We start from the raw sequence: 21736 nt of genomic DNA, 5'->3' as shown, positions 1-21736 counted from the left end.
ACCAAACCGAGCATCGTCATCAAACCAAATGCCAATAGCCGCCCTACCGGGGATACCACGGGTTATCTGGCTAATCCGAAGGAGGTGTAAGATGGGAAGTGGATGGCATGAATGGCCGCTGATGATCTTCACTGTTTTCGGGCAGTGTGTTGTGGGTGGCTTTATCGTTCTGGCGCTGGCGCTGATGAAAGGGGACTTACGCCCTGATTCACAACAGCGTGTGATTGCCTGCATGTTTGGCCTGTGGGTATTGATGGGCATCGGTTTTATTGCTTCCATGCTTCATCTGGGCTCACCGATGCGGGCGTTTAACTCCCTCAACCGTGTCGGTTCTTCCGCGCTAAGTAACGAAATCGCCAGCGGCTCGATCTTCTTTGCCGTTGGTGGTATTGGCTGGTTACTGGCGGTGTTGAAAAAAATGTCACCAGCATTACGCAATCTGTGGTTAGTTCTCACCATGGTGCTGGGCGTAGTTTTTGTCTGGATGATGGTGCGCGTATATAACACTATTGATACGGTGCCTACCTGGTATAGTGTCTGGACGCCGATTGGGTTCTTCCTGACGCTGTTCATGGGAGGTCCGCTGCTGGGATATCTGCTATTACGCGTTGCCGGAATTGACGGCTGGGCTATGCGACTGCTGCCTGCTATTTCAGTGCTTGCGCTGGTTGTGAGCGGCATCATGTCCGTGATGCAGGGTGCCGAGCTGGCGACAATCCACAGCTCAATTCAGCAGGCATCTGCGCTGGTGCCCGATTACGGTTCGCTGATGGCATGGCGGATTGTGGCACTGGCTTTAGCGTTGTGCTGCTGGATTGTTCCGCAGGTGAAAGGTTACCAGCCGGCAATACCGCTGCTTTCCGTCGCGTTTATTCTGCTGTTAGTCGGTGAGCTGATTGGCCGCGGCGTGTTCTATGGTCTGCATATGACGGTCGGCATGGCGGTCGCCAGCTAACCCGAAAATGCCGAATGGCATCGCGCTTGTCCGGCCTACACATTACAGTACTGAACGTGTAGGTCGGATAAGGCGTTAATATGGTCATCCCACAAATAAAAGATGCCTATTATCCATGAATTTTTTCGACTGAACGTAGCGGGGCAATTTTGTTTTAGATCAATTAAAACAAATAGATGTATTTTCCCATTTTTTATCAATCCGCATTAAGAATCAGTAATACGAATCGATCCCCCTGAAAGCGCCTCAGGCCCCTGATTGCGCCGATTGACAATGTTTTTTGCAGTGGCATGATGCGCATGAAATTTGAACTTCCTCACGGTTTTTATTCATGCCCACCTATACCCGTCCCGTTATGCTATTGCTGTGCGGGCTGCTTCTGTTGACCCTGGCGATCGCCGTGTTAAACACGCTCGTCCCGCTTTGGCTCGCCCATGAAAATCTGCCAACCTGGCAGGTAGGAGTGGTCAGTTCGTCCTATTTCACCGGAAATCTGGTTGGGACGTTACTGACCGGGTACTTAATTAAACACCTCGGTTTTAACCGCAGCTATTACATCGCCTCGCTTATTTTTGCTGCGGGCTGTGTCGGACTGGGCGTCATGGTAGGTTTTTGGAGCTGGATGACCTGGCGTTTTATTGCGGGTATCGGTTGTGCCATGATCTGGGTGGTGGTGGAAAGTGCGTTGATGTGCAGCGGGACGTCACGTAACCGTGGACGCTTACTTGCCGCCTATATGATGGTCTATTACGTAGGGACGTTTTTAGGACAATTATTGGTCAGTAAAGTCTCGACAGAATTAATGAATGTTCTGCCGTGGGTGACCGGCACTATCCTTGCCGGAGTATTACCGTTGCTCTTTACCCGCATTGTGAATCAGCAGGGTGATGAACAACAGTCAACCCCGATTGTCTCTATGCTGAAGCTTCGCCAGGCGCGTCTGGGCGTGAATGGCTGCATTATTTCCGGGATTGTGCTGGGGTCGCTGTATGGCCTGATGCCGCTGTACCTCAACCATCAGGGTGTCAGCAATGCCAGCATTGGTTTCTGGATGGCGGTACTGGTCAGTGCAGGTATTCTGGGACAATGGCCAATTGGTCGTCTGGCCGATAAGTTAGGTCGCTTGCTGGTTTTGCGCGTTCAGGTCTTTGTGGTGATCGTCGGGAGTATCGCTATGCTGAATCAGGCGGCAATGGCACCTGCATTGTTTATGCTGGGCGCGGCAGGTTTCACCCTTTATCCGGTTGCGATGGCCTGGGCCTGCGAGAAAGTAGAACATCATCAGTTGGTCGCTATGAACCAGGCATTGTTATTAAGCTATACCGTGGGTAGCCTGCTTGGGCCGTCATTTACCGCCATGCTGATGCAAAATTATTCTGACAGTTTACTGTTTATCATGATTGCCAGCGTATCGTTTATTTATTTACTGATGCTGCTGCGTAAGACAGGGCATACACCGAATTCTGTGGCGCATATCTGATTTGATTTAACAGGATAAAAACAGGTTCCCATACATGTTGTTTATGTATACTTTATGGGAGCCTGTTTTATTTAATCATCGCTATTCTTTCCTGAAAATAAAATGTGCAGAAGATTATAGTTTTACATTCTGCCATTTCCGCTTGGCCATTTTACCGCGCATAATCCCTCGCTTCATTTATTGATTATCAAAAATAGCGTCTACGAAGGATCGCCAATGGCAAGTGTGCAGGAAAAACAATTGCGGTGGTACAACATCGCATTGATGTCTTTTATTACCGTATGGGGATTCGGCAACGTTGTAAACAACTATGCTAATCAGGGATTGGTGGTTGTTTCTTCATGGATATTTATTTTCGCCCTCTATTTTATCCCTTATGCACTGATTGTCGGACAACTTGGCTCCACGTTTAAAGACGGTAAGGGTGGGGTTAGTACATGGATTAAACACACAATGGGACCGGGACTGGCTTATCTCGCAGCGTGGACCTATTGGGTGGTGCATATCCCTTATCTGGCGCAAAAGCCACAGGCTATTCTGATTGCGCTGGGATGGGCTCTGAAAGGCGATGGTTCGCTGATTAAAGAGTATACCGTGGTGGCGTTGCAGGGGCTGACGTTAGCGCTGTTTGTCTTTTTCATGTGGGTTGCATCCCGTGGCATGAAATCGCTTAAAATCGTTGGATCGGTTGCGGGGATTGCGATGTTTGTGATGTCCATTCTGTATGTCGTAATGGCCGTCACCGCTCCGGCGATTACTGATGTGCAAATCGCCACAACCAATATCACCTGGGAATCTTTTATCCCGCACATCGATTTTACCTATATCACAACGATCTCGATGCTGGTCTTTGCGGTCGGTGGCGCGGAGAAAATCTCTCCATACGTTAACCAGACGTGTAACCCTGGCAAAGAGTTCCCTAAAGGGATGTTAGTTCTGGCGGTTATGGTGGCGGTGTGCGCGATCCTGGGTTCTCTGGCAATGGGGATGATGTTTGACTCTCAGCATATTCCTGATGACTTAATGACTAATGGCCAGTATTACGCTTTCCAGAAACTCGGGGAGTATTACGGCATGGGTAACACATTGATGGTTATTTATGCAGTTGCCAACACGTTAGGTCAAATTGCGGCTTTGGTGTTTTCTATTGATGCTCCGCTTAAAGTTTTACTGGGCGATGCTGATCGCAAATATATTCCTGAAAGCCTGTGTAAAACCAATGCCTCTGGTACACCGGTGAATGGCTATATTCTGACACTGGTGCTGGTGGCCATTTTGATTATGTTGCCAACGCTGGGTATCGGAGACATGAACAATTTGTATAAATGGCTACTGAATCTGAATTCAGTGGTGATGCCTCTGCGCTATCTGTGGGTGTTTGTGGCATTTATTGCCGTTATTCGTTTGGCGCAGAAATATAAACCGGAATATGTCTTCATTCGTAACCGCTCTCTGGCGATGACGGTGGGAATTTGGTGTTTTGCGTTTACTGCGTTTGCTTGCATCACGGGGATCTTTCCGAAAATGGAAGCCTTTACTCCAGAGTGGACATTCCAGCTTACGTTGAACATTGTGACGCCGTTTGTGCTGGTTGGGCTGGGATTGATTTTCCCGCTGCTGGCAAGAAGAGGGCGTTAAGGGGAAATGGGGTGGGTAACAGGCTCGTTACCCACCACAAAGCTTAGTACATCACTTTGTGACCATACTGCTCAAGGATACCTTTCACGCGCTCCATGGTCTCTTTTTTCGGCGGCTTCACGCCATCGAGTTTGTACTCTTCACCCATTGCCACCCATTTGTGTTTGCCAAGTTCGTGGTATGGCAGCAGTTCAATTTTTTCGACATTGCCCATGTCACGGGTAAACTCGCCCAAACGGTGTGCTGAATCATCATCATCGGACCAGCCAGGCACGACAACGTAGCGGATCCACACTTTGATGTCTTTGTTAGACAGGTAACGAGCGAACTCCAGCGTACGATGGTTAGATACGCCGACCAGGTTCTGGTGGATCTCGTCGTTCATCTGTTTCAGATCGAGCATCACCAGGTCGGTGACTTCCAGCAGTTCATCAATCACTGGATCGTAACGGCGAACAAAACCGTTAGTATCAAGACAGGTATGAATCCCTTCTTTTTTACAGGCACGGAACCAATCACGGACGAATTCAGCCTGGAGAATGGCCTCTCCGCCGGATGCCGTTACGCCACCACCGGATGCGTTCATAAAGTGACGATAGGTCACGACTTCTTTCATTAATTCATCGACGGTGACTTCTTTACCGCCGTGCGTATCCCATGTGTCACGGTTGTGGCAGTACAGGCAGCGCATCAGGCAGCCCTGGAAGAAGGTAATAAAACGGATGCCCGGGCCATCTACAGTGCCACAGGATTCAAAGGAGTGAATGCGACCAATAACTGACATTGCGGTGTTTCTCCAGGTGTGGCCCATCCGGGGCCAGTGTTAGTGCACAGTTATTAACTGTGTCGAGTCTGTTTTGGCTGTTATCCATACTTTTCGTCTTTCAAGCTGCATCTTTGTTAGCTTCCTTCGCTCACCCCAGTCACGTACTTCTGTACGTTCCAGGGGATTCACTCCGTTGCTGCCTCAATGCAACTCGAAATCCATCGAGTATATAAGTATAGATAGCTGACAAAGCAGGCTATTAAAAAGGCCCCACTTACGTGGAGCCTTTATTGTACGCTTTTTAAAGTACGATTTCAGTCAAAACCAATTACATGGTCTGAGTGAAGGTACGAGTAATAACGTCCTGCTGCTGTTCTTTAGTCAGGGAGTTAAAACGTACTGCGTAGCCAGAAACACGGATGGTCAGCTGCGGATATTTTTCCGGATGTTCCATCGCGTCCAGCAGCATTTCACGGTTCATGACGTTCACGTTCAGGTGCTGACCACCTTCGATGGACGCTTCGTGGTGGAAGTAACCATCCATCAGACCAGCCAGGTTGGTCTTACGAACTTCGTCGTCTTTACCCAGCGCGTTCGGAACGATAGAGAAGGTGTAAGAGATACCATCTTTAGCGTAAGCAAACGGCAGTTTAGCAACGGAGGTCAGAGAGGCAACAGCACCTTTCTGGTCACGACCGTGCATTGGGTTAGCACCCGGTCCGAACGGCGCGCCAGCACGGCGACCATCTGGGGTGTTACCAGTTTTCTTACCATAAACCACGTTAGAGGTGATGGTCAGAACAGACTGAGTCGGGATAGCGTTACGATAAGTAGTCAGTTTCTGAATTTTCTTCATGAAACGTTCTACCAGGTCAACCGCCATGTCATCAACGCGCGGGTCGTTGTTACCAAACTGCGGGTATTCGCCTTCGATTTCGAAGTCGATAGCCAGACCGTCTTCGTCACGAATCGGTTTAACTTTCGCATATTTGATTGCAGACAGGGAGTCAGCAGCAACGGACAGACCAGCGATACCACACGCCATAGTGCGGATAACGTCACGGTCGTGCAGCGCCATCAGAGAGGCTTCGTAGCTGTACTTGTCGTGCATGTAGTGGATAACGTTCAGTGCGGTGACGTACTGTTTAGCCAGCCAGTCCATGAAGTGATCCATGCGGTCCATAACTTCGTCGAAGTTCAGAACGTCGCCTTTGATCGGTTCAGATTTAGGACCAACCTGCATTTTCAGTTTTTCATCAACGCCACCGTTGATTGCGTACAGCATGGTTTTCGCCAGGTTTGCACGCGCACCGAAGAACTGCATTTGTTTACCAACAACCATCGGGCTTACGCAGCAAGCGATAGCGTAGTCGTCGTTGTTGAAGTCCGGACGCATCAGGTCATCGTTCTCGTACTGCAGAGAAGAGGTGTCGATGGACACTTTAGCGGCGAATTTCTTGAAGTTCAGAGGCAGTTTTTCAGACCACAGAACGGTGATGTTCGGCTCCGGAGAAGGACCCATGGTGTACAGGGTGTTCAGGAAGCGGAAGCTGTTTTTGGTAACCAGAGTACGGCCATCAACGCCCATACCACCGATTGATTCAGTTGCCCAAATCGGGTCACCGGAGAACAGTTCATCATATTCAGGAGTACGCAGGAAGCGAACCATACGCAGTTTCATGACCAGGTGGTCAATCATTTCCTGAGCGTCTTGCTCGGTGATTTTGCCTGCTTTCAGGTCACGTTCGATGTAAGCATCCAGGAAGGTGGATACGCGACCGAAGGACATTGCTGCACCGTTCTGAGATTTAACCGCGGCCAGGTAGCCGAAGTAAGTCCACTGGATAGCTTCCTGAGCGTTGGTAGCCGGACCAGAGATATCGCAGCCATATTTAGCAGCCATTTCTTTGATCTGACCCAGAGCGCGGTGCTGTTCAGCGATTTCTTCACGCAGACGGATAGTTGCTTCCAGGTTTACGCCATTTTCCAGATCGGACTGCAGAGAGACGAACTGAGCGTATTTGTCTTTCATCAGGTAGTCGATACCGTACAGCGCAACGCGACGGTAGTCACCGATGATACGGCCACGGCCATACGCATCTGGCAGACCAGTCAGAACACCGGATTTACGGCAGTTCAGAATGTCTTTGGTATAAACATCGAATACACCCTGGTTGTGGGTTTTACGGTATTCGGTGAAGATTTTTTTCAGCATCGGGTCCAGTTCGCGATTGTACGCTTTGCAGGAACCTTCAACCATTTTGATACCGCCAAACGGGATAATCGCACGTTTCAGCGGAGCTTCAGTTTGCAGACCAACAATTTTCTCAAGCGCTTTGTTGATGTAGCCAGCGTCGTGAGAAGTGATGGTAGAAGCAACGGAGGTGTCAAAGTCAACAGGCGCGTGAGTGCGGTTTTCCTGTTTAACGCCTTCCATTACGCTGTCCCACAGTGCAGTGGTCGCTTCAGTTGCGCCAGCCAGGAAGGACTCGTCACCCTCATACGGAGTGTAGTTTTTCTGAATGAAGTCACGGACGTTTACTTCATTCTGCCAATCACCTTTGGTAAAACCTTCCCAGGCTGTGGCTAACTTTTCATTAAGCTCGGACATGTAACACCTACCTTCTTAAGTGGATTTTTTATTTACTGCGTGTAATGAGCATCAACAGATTAATGATGATCGTTACCACGCAGGTAAATGACCCAGTATGTCAACCCGACCAACAAACCGCCGCCGATAATGTTACCGATCGTAACCGGAATCAGGTTATCGGTGATGAAATTCATCACGGTCAGGTGAGAAAAATTCTCCGGAGAAGAACCGACAGCGGTCCAGAATTCCGGGGTGGCGAAATCGCGTATTACGATACCCATAGGGATCATAAACATGTTTGCGATACTGTGCTCAAAACCGCTGGCAACAAACATTGCGACCGGTAATACCATGATAAACGCTTTGTCCATCAGGCTGCGGCCAGAGTAGCTCATCCATACCGCCAGGCACACCATTAGGTTAGCCAGAATACCAAGGCTTACAGCTTCAACAAAAGTATGGTGCACTTTGTGGTCGGCAGTTTGCAGGACGTTGAGTCCCCACGCGCCGTTGGCGGTCATATACTCGCCAGAAAGCCACATGAGTAACACAAAAATCAGCGCACCAATCAGGTTACCGACATAAACGTTAAGCCAGTTCTTCGCTAACTGACCCCAGGTAATACGACCACTGGCTTTAGCGACGACAATCAGTACGGTTGAAGTGAAGAGGTCAGCGCCGCAGACAACGCAAAGGATCAGCCCCAGGGAAAAGCAGATACCACCCACCAGCTTTGCCATGCCGAAAGGCATTGTGCCGGTACCGGTTGTGGCAGTGATATAGAAAACAAAGGCAATTGAAATGAACACACCGGCAGTAATTGCCAGATAGAACGTCTTAAGCGGATGTTTCGTTGCTTTATAGACGCCTGCTTCTTCGGCAACTTTGGCCATAGCAGCAGGAAGTATAAGATCAAAAGGGTTGTCAGCTTTCACACTAACTCTCTCTTTATTAAGTCGGCGACGAGATACTAACAAAGCATTATAGATGAGAATTTGATATAGATCATATCTCGCCTGGCTTATAGGCCCGTAAGACGCATGGTTTTTATGCGATTACGGTGTAACTTGTTGATTATCCATGTAAAAATAAATTTTAAAAATTATAAAGTGAGTTGAAATTTTTCTTTATGCCTCCAGTCGGACGGTTAATTAAAATGGAGTAATTGAGATAAATAGCGATATTAATAAACCAAAAATTTTAATATCAACTACTAATATTTAACCTTGTTTTTACAATTATTTTTGAGTACACAAAAATAAAAAAACAGGGCGCTTAAAGCGCCCCGTAATATAGCCCAGACAATACGTTTAGCCTACTCAACGCGGGCTGTTTGCCACTATTTTGACCAGTGTGCTGCTTTCGCGCGTTGCAGCTTCTCATAGGCTTTCAGCAGAGACTGATGTGCCGGGAAAGCCCGCAGATCGCTATCAACCGTTTGTAATCCGTAGAATGGCGCTTCTCCGCTCATTGCTGCACTTGCTGCTTCAACTGCCTCTGCACCGTACATACGAACAAATGCGTTAAGATACTGCAGCGGCTGACGATCTTCTTCCTGAGAGAGCAGCAGCAGAGTTTGCAGGCAACGGTAATAGTTTGCGCGTTCAGCACTAAAGACGGATGCATTAAATTCCATTGTCCATTCCGTCCAGATCAGTGCCTGCTCAAGGTCACCACCCGCCAGAGCCAGCATTACTTTGAGCTCGCCAATGCGCAGGGTATACCAGCCATTATCCGCACCGGTCGCCAAACCCAGCAGCTCACGTACGCGAGTGAAGTCGTCAAATCCTTCTTCATCCAGCTGTGCGAGCAGGTTGAGGTAGTCTTCTTTTTCCCATTCGCTGCCTGGCAGAGAGAGAATGGTCTCACGCAGGTGCGCTCCCATGCTGTTGTTGGCTAACCACAAATCTTCTGCAGGGTAGATGTCAGACATGCCCGGGACGATAATGCGGCAAGCGTAAACGCTCAGATGCTCGTAGTCGGCGATGTAGACTTCCTTATCTTCCGCTTTGAAGATGGCCATCAGGGTTGCGAACTCTTCTTCCGTGGTGCCGGAGAAATTCCAGTCAACGAACGGGTAATCGGCATCTTGCTTGAACAGATCCCAGGAGATCAGACCGCTGGAATCGATGAAGTGCGTTTCGAGGTTAGTGTGCTCAGCCACTTCTTCATCGTCGAAGGTTGGGGGAGTGAAGACATCAAGATCTTTCAGGCCACGGCCCTGCAACAGTTCAGTGACGGTACGCTCCAGTGCAACACCGAAATCCGGGTGCGCGCCGAAAGAGGCAAAACAGGTACCGTTAGCAGGGTTGAACAGTACAACGCAGATAACCGGGTATTTGCCGCCCAGCGAGCCGTCGTATGCGAAGATTGGGAATCCTTCGGCTTCCAGCTTTGCAATGGATTCAACGACTGCCGGGTAACGCGCCATCACTTCGGCCGGAATTTCCGGCAGGCTGATGCTTTCCGCGATAATGCGGTTTTTCACATAGCGCTCAAAAACTTCAGACAGCCCCTGAACGCGGGCTTCATTCGGTGTGTTACCCGCAGACATACCGTTAGATACGTACAGATTACCGATAATGTTCATCGGAATGTAAACGGTCTGATTATCTGACTGACGGGTAAACGGCAGGCCGCAAACGCCGCGTTCTTCATTGCCGGATTGTAGATCGATAAGCATGCTACCGGTCAGTTCATTGTCTGGATCGTAGAATGCACGCAGACGCGCATCCAGCAAACCTTCAGGTACGTCATCATCTTCTGTCAGTGGGAACCATTTTTCGTTCGGGTAATGTACGAACGGGCCGTTAGCGATGGTGTCGCCCAGCCAGAAATCCGCAAAGAAGTAATTCGTGGACAGACGCTCAAAATATTCGCCCAGTGCGGAGGCCAGCGCCGCTTTTTTCGTCGCACCTTTACCGTTGGTAAAGCACAGCGCGCATTCTTTGTCGCGAATATGCACAGACCAGACGTTAGGAACGGGATTCAACCACGAGGCTTCTTCAATTTGAAAACCGAGGTCGAGTAATTTTTGCTGGAAGCGAGCGATGGAATCTTCCAGTGCGGCATCTTTGCCGGGGATAAATGTTTGCGTCATGAAAATCACTTTTGTCGTACGGAAAGCGCGCAATGATACGGGTTTTCAATGAATGGCGCTATCGCCGCCCGAGCCTCGGCGTAAATAAAGCATTTGATTCACACCGTAGCGTGTTCAGTCGAATGTCTGCGGACTATCTGCTGAAGGGAAGGGGGGCTTCTTTCTTTATATATCTCTGCGCTATGCAAAACCAGAATGGTCGAAGGTTGGCTGGGCCAAATGCGCCTCCTGATAGCGAAAATCTCGGTTTTTATCCGTCAATCCGATAGATTCTTTTGTGTGATGCACCGCTCATTTTTGCCCTGGCCAGTTTTACCCATTGCGGCGCGTGTCACTGAATGATAAAACCGATATCCACAGGAATAACTTATACCCAATGTCTGTCACAGGAATTATCGTAAACGACAGGATGTTGATCGGATAACAACACAACGTGGTGAGGGGAAATGGCTCAGGTCTTCAATTTTAGTTCAGGTCCGGCAATGCTACCGGCAGAAGTACTTAAACTGGCTCAACAGGATCTTCGCGACTGGAACGGTCTTGGCACGTCGGTGATGGAAATTAGCCACCGTGGCAAAGAGTTCATCCAGGTCGCAGAGGAAGCGGAGCAGGATTTTCGCGATCTTCTCAGTATCCCCTCCAACTATAAAGTGTTGTTCTGTCATGGCGGTGGCCGTGGGCAGTTTGCGGGTATCCCATTAAATATTCTGGGTGACAAAACCACGGCGGATTACGTCGATGCCGGTTACTGGGCCGCCAGTGCAATTAAAGAAGCGAAAAAGTACTGCACGCCAAATGTTATCGATGCCAAAGTCACCGTTGACGGACTGCGTGCTGTTAAACCGATGAGTGAATGGCAGCTTTCTGACAATGCGGCGTATCTGCACTATTGTCCGAACGAAACCATCGACGGTATCGCGATTGATGAAACGCCGAATTTTGCCAGCAACGTGGTGGTTACGGCGGATCTGTCCTCGACCATTCTTTCCGCACCGCTTGACGTTAGTCGTTATGGCGTAATTTACGCCGGGGCGCAGAAAAACATCGGCCCGGCCGGGCTGACCATTGTCATCGTACGTGAAGATTTGCTGGGTAAGGCCCATGTGTCCTGCCCGTCAATCCTCGACTATACCGTGCTGAATGACAACGACTCCATGTTCAATACGCCACCGACCTTTGCCTGGTATCTGTCTGGCCTGGTTTTTAAATGGCTGAAAGAGCAGGGCGGTGTTAACGCGATGGATAAAATTAACCAGCAAAAAGCGGAACTGTTGTACGGCGTGATTGATAACAGCGATTTCTACCGCAACGATGTGGCGAAATCGAACCGTTCACGCATGAACGTCCCGTTCCAGTTGGCTGACAACGCGCTGGATAAACTTTTCCTGGAAGAGTCGTTTGCTGCCGGTCTGCATGCACTGAAGGGACATCGTGTAGTTGGCGGAATGCGGGCTTCAATCTATAACGCTATGCCGCTGGAAGGCGTAAAAGCACTGACCGATTTCATGGTCGATTTCGAGCGCCGCCGCGGCTAATCTGCTGTACTTTTCATCCCCACAGCCAGCCTGTGGGGTTTTTCTGTCTGTTTTTGAGAGTTGAGTTTCATGGAATCCCTGACGTTACAACCCATTGCGCGGGTGGATGGCACCATCAATCTGCCTGGATCCAAAAGTGTTTCTAACCGCGCTTTGCTGCTGGCTGCATTAGCAAATGGCACCACTGTCCTGACCAACCTGCTGGACAGCGATGATGTCCGCCATATGCTTAATGCTCTGAATGCGTTAGGGATTAGCTATACCCTTTCTGCCGATCGCACGTGTTGCGAGATAATCGGTAACGGCGGCGCGCTGCATGCAGAAGGCGCTGTAGAGCTGTTCCTTGGCAATGCCGGAACCGCAATGCGTCCGCTGGCCGCAGCGCTGTGCCTGGGCAGCAATGACATCGTGCTGACGGGCGAACCGCGCATGAAAGAGCGCCCGATTGGTCATCTGGTTGATGCGTTACGCCAGGGCGGAGCCAACATTGAATACCTGGAGCAGGAAAATTATCCGCCTCTACGTCTGCGCGGTGGTTTCACCGGAGGGCAAGTTGAGGTAGACGGCAGCGTATCCAGCCAGTTCCTCACTGCATTGCTGATGACTGCGCCGCTGGCGCCGCAGGACACGACGATCGCCATTAAAGGTGAGCTGGTATCCAAACCTTACATTGATATCACACTGAACCTGATGAAAACGTTTGGTGTTGACATTGAAAACCAGAACTACCAACGTTTTGTCGTGCAGGGCAACCAACAGTACCAGTCTCCGGGCGCCTATCTGGTAGAAGGCGACGCTTCATCGGCCTCGTATTTTCTTGCGGCTGGCGCGATCAAAGGCGGTACGGTGAAGGTTACCGGGATTGGGCGTCATAGCATGCAGGGTGATATTCGCTTTGCTGATGTGCTGGAAAAAATGGGCGCGACCGTGACATGGGGTGATGATTTTATTGCCTGTACTCGCGGTGAGTTGAACGCTGTCGATATGGACATGAACCATATTCCTGATGCGGCAATGACCATTGCGACCGCCGCGTTGTTTGCAAAGGGCACAACGACTTTACGGAACATTTACAACTGGCGCGTCAAAGAGACCGACCGTCTGTTTGCGATGGCAACGGAGTTGCGGAAAGTGGGCGCGGAAGTTGAAGAGGGGCATGATTTTATCCGTATCACTCCGCCGGTTAAGCTGCAGTTTGCGGATATTGCGACCTATAACGATCACCGCATGGCGATGTGTTTCTCGCTGGTGGCGTTGTCTGACACGCCGGTAACCATTCTGGACCCTAAATGCACCGCCAAAACCTTCCCGGATTATTTCGAACAGTTGGCCCGTATTAGTACTCCTGCCTAATCCTCACGAAACGCCGGTCCCTGGACTGGCGTTTCGGTGTCCGTAACCGCACTGTTTTTACGCTTACAACTAATGCTAATTTGTTGATGATTTAACTTATTTATTTGTTTTTATTATAAATATCATCGGAAGATTAGCATGAAAAATAAATCACTCTTTTTGGCGTTGGCGGTTTCCGCTACGTTGTTGGCAGGTTGTAAAAATGGCGTAAATGGCGACCTTGTTGCCAGTTCCGGTATGGCGGCTTATAAAGCTGCGACGCTTTCCGACGCTGATGTCAAATCTCTCTCTAACAGTTCATGTAAGCAGATGGATAGCGAAAACCAGCTAGCGGGCGCAAAAAGCAAATACACTAAGCGTCTGAATAAAATTGCGAAAGCGTTGGGTAATAACATTGATGGAACGCCGGTCAACTATAAGGTTTATATGACCAGTGATATCAATGCCTGGGCAATGGCGAATGGATGCGTACGTGTTTATTCGGGTTTGATGGACCAGATGACCGACAATGAGATTGAAGGTGTGCTGGGTCATGAGTTGGGCCATGTTTCTTTAGGACACTCACGTAAAGCAATGCAGACTGCGTATGCCACACTCGCTGCGCGCGATGCTATTTCTGCGACCAGCGGCGTCGCTTCTCAGCTTTCCCAGTCTCAGTTGGGCGATCTGGCGGAAGGTGTGATTAACTCAGCGTTCTCCCGTAGCCAGGAATCGGATGCGGATGACTTTTCCTATGATTTGCTGAAAAAACGCGGTATTGACCGTCAGGGGTTAGTGACTGCGTTTGATAAGTTTGCCACGATGGACGCAGGCCATGCAAAATCACTGATGGATTCTCATCCGGCATCTGACGATCGTGCTCAGCATATGCGTGAACGTATCGCTGCAGATAAAAAGTAAAACAGTGTCATCTTCCGGGCTGGTTTCTCGCCAGCCCGCTATAATTGCGCAATTCTTCCTCATATCGTTACAGACTAATCGGGTTTTTACACTCTGTGTTAACGATTATTAGCGTTGGCGCGTATAATGCGCGGCGTTCACGTTAACGTATGCCCGTTTAAGGAGAAAAAGATGACGGCAATTGCCCCGGTTATTACCATTGATGGCCCAAGTGGTGCAGGAAAAGGCACCTTGTGCAAGGCAATGGCGGAAGCATTGCAGTGGCATCTGTTAGATTCAGGCGCGATTTACCGCGTACTGGCGCTCGCAGCGTTACATCACCATGTTGATGTCACTTCTGAAGATGCTCTGGTACCGCTTGCCTCACACCTGGATGTGCGTTTTATCTCAACGGACGGCAACCTGGAAGTCATTCTGGAAGGCGAAGATGTCAGCGGCGAAATCCGCACCCAGGAAGTGGCGAATGCCGCCTCTCAGGTCGCTGCGTTTCCTCGCGTACGCGAAGCGCTGTTACGTCGCCAACGCGCGTTTCGTGAAGCGCCCGGCCTGATTGCCGACGGACGTGATATGGGCACGGTGGTGTTCCCTGATGCGCCAGTAAAAATTTTTCTGGACGCCTCCTCGCAAGAACGTGCGCATCGACGTATGCTACAGTTGCAGGAGAAAGGCTTTAGTGTTAACTTTGAACGCCTTTTGGCCGAGATCGAAGAACGTGATTACCGCGATCGTAACCGTGCTGTAGCGCCGCTGGTTCCCGCTGCTGATGCTTTAGTTTTAGATTCAACCCGATTAAGCATTGAGCAAGTGATTGAAAAAGCGTTACAATACGCGCGCCAAAAACTGGCTCTCGCATAAGTGCGACCGAATTTGCAGTACCCCCGTTGCAATGGATTGACAGCGGGTATGTTAAACAACCCCATCCGGCATGGAGCCAGGTGGACGTTAAATATGAAACCTGAAGATTAAACATGACTGAATCTTTTGCTCAACTGTTTGAAGAATCCTTAAAAGAAATCGAAACCCGCCCGGGTTCCATCGTTCGTGGTGTTGTTGTTGCTATCGACAAAGACGTAGTACTGGTTGACGCCGGTCTGAAATCTGAGTCCGCCATTCCGGCAGAGCAGTTCAAAAACGCCCAGGGCGAGCTGGAAATCCAGGTTGGTGACGAAGTTGACGTTGCTCTGGATGCAGTAGAAGACGGCTTCGGTGAAACCCTGCTGTCCCGTGAAAAAGCTAAACGTCACGAAGCTTGGATCACGCTGGAAAAAGCTTACGAAGAAGCTGCAACCGTTACTGGTGTTATCAATGGCAAAGTCAAGGGTGGCTTCACTGTTGAGCTGAATGGTATTCGCGCGTTCCTGCCGGGTTCCCTGGTAGACGTTCGTCCGGTCCGCGACACGCTGCACCTGGAAGGCAAAGAGCTTGAATTCAAAGTAATCAAGCTGGATCAGAAGCGTAACAACGTTGTTGTTTCCCGTCGTGCCGTTATCGAATCCGAAAACAGCGCAGAACGCGATCAGCTGCTGGAAAACCTGCAGGAAGGCATGGAAGTTAAAGGTATCGTTAAGAACCTCACTGACTACGGTGCATTCGTTGATCTGGGTGGCGTTGACGGCCTGCTGCACATCACCGACATGGCATGGAAACGCGTTAAGCATCCGAGCGAAATCGTAAACGTTGGCGACGAAATCACTGTTAAAGTGTTGAAGTTCGACCGCGAGCGTACTCGTGTATCTCTGGGCCTGAAACAGCTGGGCGAAGATCCATGGGTAGCTATCGCTAAGCGTTATCCGGAAGGTACCAAACTGACTGGTCGCGTGACCAACCTGACCGACTACGGCTGCTTCGTTGAAATCGAAGAAGGCGTTGAAGGCCTGGTTCACGTTTCCGAAATGGATTGGACCAACAAAAACATCCACCCGTCCAAAGTTGTTAACGTTGGCGACGTAGTGGAAGTTATGGTTCTGGATATCGACGAAGAACGTCGTCGTATCTCCCTGGGTCTGAAGCAGTGCAAAAACAACCCATGGCAGCAGTTCGCGGAAACCCACAACAAGGGCGACCGTGTTGAAGGTAAAATCAAGTCTATTACTGACTTCGGTATCTTCATCGGCCTGGACGGCGGCATCGACGGCCTGGTTCACCTGTCTGACATCTCCTGGAACGTTGCAGGCGAAGAAGCAGTTCGTGAATACAAAAAAGGCGACGAAATCGCAGCAGTTGTTCTGCAGGTTGACGCAGAGCGTGAGCGTATCTCTCTGGGCGTTAAACAGCTCGCAGAAGATCCGTTCAACAACTGGGTTGCACTGAACAAGAAAGGCGCAATCGTAAACGGTAAAGTCACTGCAGTTGACGCTAAAGGCGCAACCGTAGAACTGGCTGACGGCGTTGAAGGTTACCTGCGCGCTTCTGAAGCTTCCCGCGATCGCGTTGAAGATGCAACTCTGGTTCTGAGCGTAGGCGACGACGTTGAAGCTAAATTCACCGGCGTTGATCGTAAGAACCGTGCAATCAGCCTGTCTGTTCGTGCTAAAGACGAAGCTGATGAGAAAGATGCAATCGCAACTGTTAACAAACAGGAAGATGCAAACTTCTCTAACAACGCAATGGCTGAAGCTTTCAAAGCAGCTAAAGGCGAGTAATATCGAGTACTCTATACCCGCACATGCAACTTGAAGTATGACGGGTATAAATCCTTTGTGCTGTTAGCAGCACAAAGGGTGACGAGTAGCTTGACAGATTACAGGATTCGTCCTGTAATCAATGACAAAGGGCGGCTACGGCCGCCCTTAATCAATGCAGCAGCTAATTTTGCCTTTAAGGAACCGGAGGAATCATGACCAAGTCAGAATTGATTGAAAGACTTGCAACCCAGCAACCTCATATTCCCGCGAAAGCGGTTGAAGATGCAGTAAAAGAGATGCTGGAACATATGGCCTCGACTCTTGCGCAGGGCGAGCGTATTGAAATCCGCGGTTTCGGCAGTTTTTCTTTGCATTACCGCGCACCACGCACCGGACGTAATCCGAAGACTGGCGATAAAGTGGATCTGGAAGGAAAATATGTTCCGCACTTTAAGCCGGGTAAAGAACTGCGCGATCGCGCCAATATTTACGGTTAAGTCCTCAGCAAGACTTAGCCCCGAGAAAAGCACCTGTATGGGTGCTTTTTTCATTTTCACCTCCCTGTTCTGGAATCTCTCTCCCAACATATTTGTATGTTACATCTGCAGTTAAATAACATCGGAACGCACCTCGTTTACCGGTAAATAGTTGCCAGACATCTGCTGAGTTGTCCTGCACACTCCCTGTCACAGGGAGGTGTCATATGAAACTAACAACAATCAGTACGTGTGCGTTATGCGGCATTCTCCCGCTGACGGTATTACCCGTATTACCTGACATGCTGTGTGTCAGCTTGGTATTTGGTCTGGCGTGTCTGCTTTGCCTCATTCCTCATCGATATATGCATTACGCCGGATTAGTCCTGCTGTTTTTCCTGTGGGGAATACTGGCTGCGAAAGAGGTTATCTGGGCTGGTGATACGCTCCCGGCCAAAACGCAGCAGGCTATCGTTCAAATAATTGGGACTGACAATATGACCACGCACTATGGTCAGATTACGCACCTTCAGGGGAGGCGGATATTTCCTGCCGTTGGCGTCGTACTGTATGGACAGTACTTACCTGGCGATGTTTGCGCAGGTCAGACATGGGCGATGATGCTGAAAGTTCGCGCTGTGCATGGGCAACTGAATGAAGGTGGATTTGATAGCCAGCGCTATGCATTGGCACAGCATCAGCCGCTAACGGGGCGATTTCTGCAGGCCTCAGTGATTACACCGCAATGCAGTCTGCGTGCACGTTATCTCTCCTCGCTAAAAACCACGCTTGCCGCCTATCCCTGGCAGCAAGTCATACTGGGGCTGGGGATGGGGGAACGTTTGTCTGTATCGCAGGCGGTAAAAAATATAATGCGTGATACCGGAACAGCACATTTGATGGCCATTTCCGGGCTGCATATTGCTTTTGCCGCACTCCTCGCTGGCGGATTGATACGAGGCGGACAATTTTTTATGCCAGCACGCTGGATCTGCTGGCAGGCTCCGCTAGTCGGGGGTGTGCTCTGCGCTGCATTTTATGCCTGGCTGACGGGGCTGCAACCACCGGCATTACGCACGGTCATCGCGCTAATGGTATGGGGGGCACTAAAACTAAGCGGCAGGCAGTGGAGTGGCTGGGCGGTCTGGATTACCTGTCTGGCAGCAATTGTGGTAGTAGATCCGGTCGCGGTGATTTCACAAAGTCTGTGGTTGTCTGCTTTCGCCGTAGCGGCGCTGCTATTCTGGTTTCAGTGGATGCCGATGCCGTGCTGGCCGCTCTCGCGTATCGGACGTGCAGTGCTGGCGCTTGCTCATCTTCAACTGGGAATTACGGTACTGCTTCTGCCTGTCCAAATCGCATTATTTCACGGTGTTAGCCTGAGCTCATTACTGGCCAATTTATTTGCGGTACCGCTGGTCACATTTGTTTCAGTTCCTCTGATATTAGCGGGTATGGTCGTGCATTTAACCGGTCAGGTGATGATCGAGGCAGGGCTGTGGTATCTCGCTGACCGTTCTCTGGAGCTGTTATTTTGGGGTCTCAATAGCTTACCGGAAGGATGGCTCAACATTGATGCGCGTTGGCAATGGCTTGCACTGTCCCCATGGCTGATGCTTATTGCATGGCGATTAAATACCTGGGAAACGCTACCGGTTGCCTGTTTTACCGGGCTTTTGTTATTGAGTGGACCGTTCTGGAGGACGCCCCGCGCTGATTTGTGGCAGGTACATATGCTGGACGTCGGACAGGGGCTGGCGATGGTGATTGCGCGTAATGGTAAAGCACTGCTTTACGATACTGGTCTGGCATGGCCTGAAGGTGATAGCGCGCAACAGCTGATTATTCCCTGGCTACGTTGGCACAACCTGGAACCGCAAGGGGTAATTCTAAGTCACGAGCATTTGGATCACCGTGGAGGGTTGCAATCGCTACAGCAAGCCTGGCCGTCACTGTGGATCAGAAGTCCGTTGGGCTGGAAAGGGCATCTCCCTTGTTTTCGCGGGGAGCATTGGCAATGGCAGGGATTAACATTTAGTGCACATTGGCCAGTCAGTGGAAATAAAGAGCAGGGGAATAACCATTCCTGTGTGGTAAAGGTGGATGACGGACATCAGAGTATTCTCCTGACTGGTGATATTGAATCCCCTGCTGAACAAAAAATGCTAAGTCACTACTGGCAGCATCTGCAGGCTACGTTTGTGCAGGTTCCACACCACGGGAGTAACACGTCATCCTCATTGGCGCTGATTCAACGCGTTGGCGGACAGGCCGCAATAGCCTCAGCATCCCGCTACAATGCCTGGCGTCTACCGTCATGGAAAGTCCGACAGCGTTACCGGAAACAAAATTATCAGTGGCTGGACACACCCCACCAGGGGCAAATCACGCTAGATATTTATCAAAAAAGTTGGCGCATACGCAGCTTACGGGATCAGATTTTACCCCGTTGGTATCATCAGTGGTTTGGCGTGTTGGAGGATAACGGGTAGAATATGCGGCTATTCTAACAAATGCTGGTTTTTTGAATGCATAACGATAAAGATCTCTCTACGTGGCAGACGTTTCGCCGACTATGGCCAACCATAGCGCCTTTTAAATCGGGTCTGATCGTGGCGGGTATAGCGTTAGTCCTTAACGCGGCCAGCGATACCTTCATGTTATCGCTCCTCAAGCCATTACTGGATGATGGTTTTGGTAAAACTGATCGCTCTGTGCTGCTGTGGATGCCTCTGGTGGTCATTGGGCTAATGATAGTTCGCGGTATTACGAGCTACGTCTCCAGCTACTGTATTTCATGGGTGTCAGGCAAAGTGGTCATGACCATGCGCCGCCGCCTGTTTGGTCATATGATGGGTATGCCTGTCGCCTTTTTTGATAAACAGTCTACCGGTACGCTGCTGTCTCGTATTACCTATGATTCAGAGCAGGTCGCGTCATCATCTTCTGGTGCGCTAATCACCGTAGTACGTGAAGGTGCCTCGATTATTGGCCTGTTTATCATGATGTTCTATTACAGTTGGCAGCTGTCATTGATCCTGATTGTGCTGGCGCCAATTGTGTCAGTGGCAATCCGAGTGGTTTCCAAGCGCTTTCGTAGCATAAGTAAAAACATGCAAAACACCATGGGGCAGGTTACGACAAGTGCGGAGCAGATGCTGAAAGGCCACAAAGAAGTTTTGATTTTTGGTGGTCAGGAAGTTGAAACCAAGCGTTTTGACAAAGTCAGCAACAAGATGCGTCTGCAGGGTATGAAGATGGTTTCTGCCTCTTCTATCTCCGATCCTATCATCCAGCTGATTGCGTCTCTGGCTCTGGCCTTCGTGTTATATGCGGCCAGTTTCCCAAGCGTGATGGAAAACCTGACGGCAGGGACAATCACCGTTGTCTTCTCTTCAATGATCGCCCTGATGCGTCCACTGAAGTCACTGACTAACGTCAATGCGCAGTTCCAGCGCGGTATGGCGGCATGCCAGACCTTATTTACGATACTGGATAGCGAACAAGAGAAAGATGAAGGTAAACGCGTCATTGAGCGCGCTTCTGGCGATCTGGAGTTCCGTAATGTGACCTTTACCTACCCGGGCCGTGACATTCCTGCGCTACGTAACATCAACCTGAATATTCCGGCGGGCAAAACCGTTGCCCTGGTTGGTCGTTCGGGTTCTGGTAAATCCACTATCGCCAGCCTGATCACGCGCTTCTACGATATTGATGAAGGGCAGATTCTGATGGATGGGCACGACCTGCGTGAATACACCCTGTCATCGCTGCGCGATCAGGTGGCGCTGGTATCGCAGAACGTTCACCTGTTCAATGATACGGTTGCCAACAACATCGCCTACGCGCGTACCGATATGTACAGCCGCGAGCAGATCGAAAAAGCGGCACAGATGGCCTACGCCATGGATTTCATCAACAAGATGGATGATGGTCTGGATACGGTGATTGGCGAAAACGGTGTGCTGCTTTCAGGTGGTCAGCGCCAGCGTATCGCCATCGCTCGCGCCTTGCTGCGCGACAGTCCGATCCTGATCCTCGATGAAGCTACGTCGGCGCTGGATACCGAATCCGAACGCGCGATTCAGTCTGCGCTGGATGAGCTACAGAAAAACCGTACCTCTCTGGTTATTGCTCACCGCCTTTCTACCATTGAACAGGCAGACGAGATCATCGTGGTAGAAGACGGGCTGATTGTTGAGCGTGGAACCCATAGCGAACTGCTTGAGCAGCGCGGGGTCTATGCGCAATTACACAAAATGCAATTCGGTCAATGATCGCACGTATCTGGTCTGGTGAATCGCCGCTGTGGCGAT

15 protein-coding genes and 1 pseudogene are annotated in these 21736 nt (G+C 50.1%); 12 read left to right on the top strand and 4 right to left on the bottom strand.

The genetic code is table 11. The annotated features are described in order from the left end of the window. The 4 genes and pseudogenes from FDX03_RS17020 to FDX03_RS17005 all read left to right on the top strand — a co-directional run. Nucleotides 1-90: pseudogene (locus tag FDX03_RS17020) on the top strand (dimethyl sulfoxide reductase subunit B); the annotation flags it as partial. Nucleotide 91: 1 nt separating this feature from the next. Next, a complete protein-coding gene (locus FDX03_RS17015; protein WP_005123569.1) occupies nucleotides 92-955 on the top strand; it encodes a dimethyl sulfoxide reductase anchor subunit family protein in 864 nt (287 codons plus the stop codon). A gap of 331 nt (nucleotides 956-1286) precedes the next feature. Further along, nucleotides 1287-2435, top strand: coding sequence for an MFS transporter (locus FDX03_RS17010; protein WP_137346283.1), 1149 nt, complete (start codon nucleotides 1287-1289; stop codon nucleotides 2433-2435). Between the two features lie 216 nt (nucleotides 2436-2651). After that, nucleotides 2652-4073 (top strand): amino acid permease, encoded by a 1422-nt coding sequence (locus tag FDX03_RS17005; protein ID WP_137346282.1) that lies wholly within the window; start codon nucleotides 2652-2654, stop codon nucleotides 4071-4073. Between the two features lie 43 nt (nucleotides 4074-4116). On the opposite strand, the gene pflA is transcribed toward FDX03_RS17005, so the two are convergent. The 4 genes from pflA to ycaO all read right to left on the bottom strand — a co-directional run bounded on the left by pflA (nucleotide 4117) and on the right by ycaO (nucleotide 10532). Continuing rightward, nucleotides 4117-4857, bottom strand: coding sequence for a pyruvate formate lyase 1-activating protein (pflA, locus tag FDX03_RS17000; RefSeq protein WP_003035751.1), 741 nt, complete (start codon nucleotides 4855-4857; stop codon nucleotides 4117-4119). A gap of 310 nt (nucleotides 4858-5167) precedes the next feature. Beyond that, the gene (gene pflB / locus FDX03_RS16995; protein WP_061067614.1) at nucleotides 5168-7450 is read right to left on the bottom strand and encodes a formate C-acetyltransferase; all 2283 of its coding nucleotides are present in this window, start codon (nucleotides 7448-7450) and stop codon (nucleotides 5168-5170) included. A 59-nt stretch (nucleotides 7451-7509) separates the two neighbouring features. Next, nucleotides 7510-8367, bottom strand: coding sequence for a formate transporter FocA (gene focA, locus FDX03_RS16990; RefSeq protein ID WP_003831909.1), 858 nt, complete (start codon nucleotides 8365-8367; stop codon nucleotides 7510-7512). 404 nt (nucleotides 8368-8771) lie between these two features. Beyond that, on the bottom strand, nucleotides 8772-10532 hold the full coding sequence (gene ycaO / locus FDX03_RS16985) for a 30S ribosomal protein S12 methylthiotransferase accessory factor YcaO (RefSeq protein WP_061067615.1): 1761 nt from the start codon (nucleotides 10530-10532) through the stop codon (nucleotides 8772-8774). Nucleotides 10533-10978: 446 nt separating this feature from the next. Here ycaO and serC point away from each other — a divergent pair, with 446 nt between their 5' ends. The 8 genes from serC to msbA all read left to right on the top strand — a co-directional run bounded on the left by serC (nucleotide 10979) and on the right by msbA (nucleotide 21697). Beyond that, complete coding sequence (gene serC, locus FDX03_RS16980; protein ID WP_048212142.1) at nucleotides 10979-12067, top strand: 3-phosphoserine/phosphohydroxythreonine transaminase; 1089 nt, start codon at nucleotides 10979-10981, stop codon at nucleotides 12065-12067. A gap of 69 nt (nucleotides 12068-12136) precedes the next feature. Next, the gene (gene aroA / locus FDX03_RS16975) at nucleotides 12137-13420 is read left to right on the top strand and encodes a 3-phosphoshikimate 1-carboxyvinyltransferase (protein WP_137346281.1); all 1284 of its coding nucleotides are present in this window, start codon (nucleotides 12137-12139) and stop codon (nucleotides 13418-13420) included. A 138-nt stretch (nucleotides 13421-13558) separates the two neighbouring features. Continuing rightward, nucleotides 13559-14320 (top strand): M48 family metallopeptidase, encoded by a 762-nt coding sequence (locus FDX03_RS16970; RefSeq protein WP_048212141.1) that lies wholly within the window; start codon nucleotides 13559-13561, stop codon nucleotides 14318-14320. Between the two features lie 171 nt (nucleotides 14321-14491). Then, on the top strand, nucleotides 14492-15175 hold the full coding sequence (gene cmk, locus FDX03_RS16965; protein ID WP_005123561.1) for a (d)CMP kinase: 684 nt from the start codon (nucleotides 14492-14494) through the stop codon (nucleotides 15173-15175). Nucleotides 15176-15288: 113 nt separating this feature from the next. Continuing rightward, complete coding sequence (gene rpsA, locus FDX03_RS16960; RefSeq protein WP_003035776.1) at nucleotides 15289-16962, top strand: 30S ribosomal protein S1; 1674 nt, start codon at nucleotides 15289-15291, stop codon at nucleotides 16960-16962. A gap of 194 nt (nucleotides 16963-17156) precedes the next feature. Continuing rightward, entirely contained in the window at nucleotides 17157-17441 is a 285-nt protein-coding gene (gene ihfB, locus FDX03_RS16955; protein WP_003035780.1) for an integration host factor subunit beta, read from the top strand. A 206-nt stretch (nucleotides 17442-17647) separates the two neighbouring features. Next, nucleotides 17648-19912, top strand: coding sequence for a ComEC family protein (locus FDX03_RS16950; protein ID WP_137346280.1), 2265 nt, complete (start codon nucleotides 17648-17650; stop codon nucleotides 19910-19912). A 36-nt stretch (nucleotides 19913-19948) separates the two neighbouring features. Beyond that, a complete protein-coding gene (msbA, locus tag FDX03_RS16945; RefSeq protein WP_048212139.1) occupies nucleotides 19949-21697 on the top strand; it encodes a lipid A ABC transporter ATP-binding protein/permease MsbA in 1749 nt (582 codons plus the stop codon). Nucleotides 21698-21736 lie beyond the last annotated feature (39 nt).

Source organism: Citrobacter sp. wls827 (assembly GCF_005280875.1).
GTDB classification, from domain to species: Bacteria; Pseudomonadota; Gammaproteobacteria; order Enterobacterales; family Enterobacteriaceae; genus Citrobacter; species Citrobacter youngae.
The sequence above is the reverse complement of the archived record's forward strand: the minus strand, read 5'-3'. Positions and strand labels throughout refer to the sequence as shown.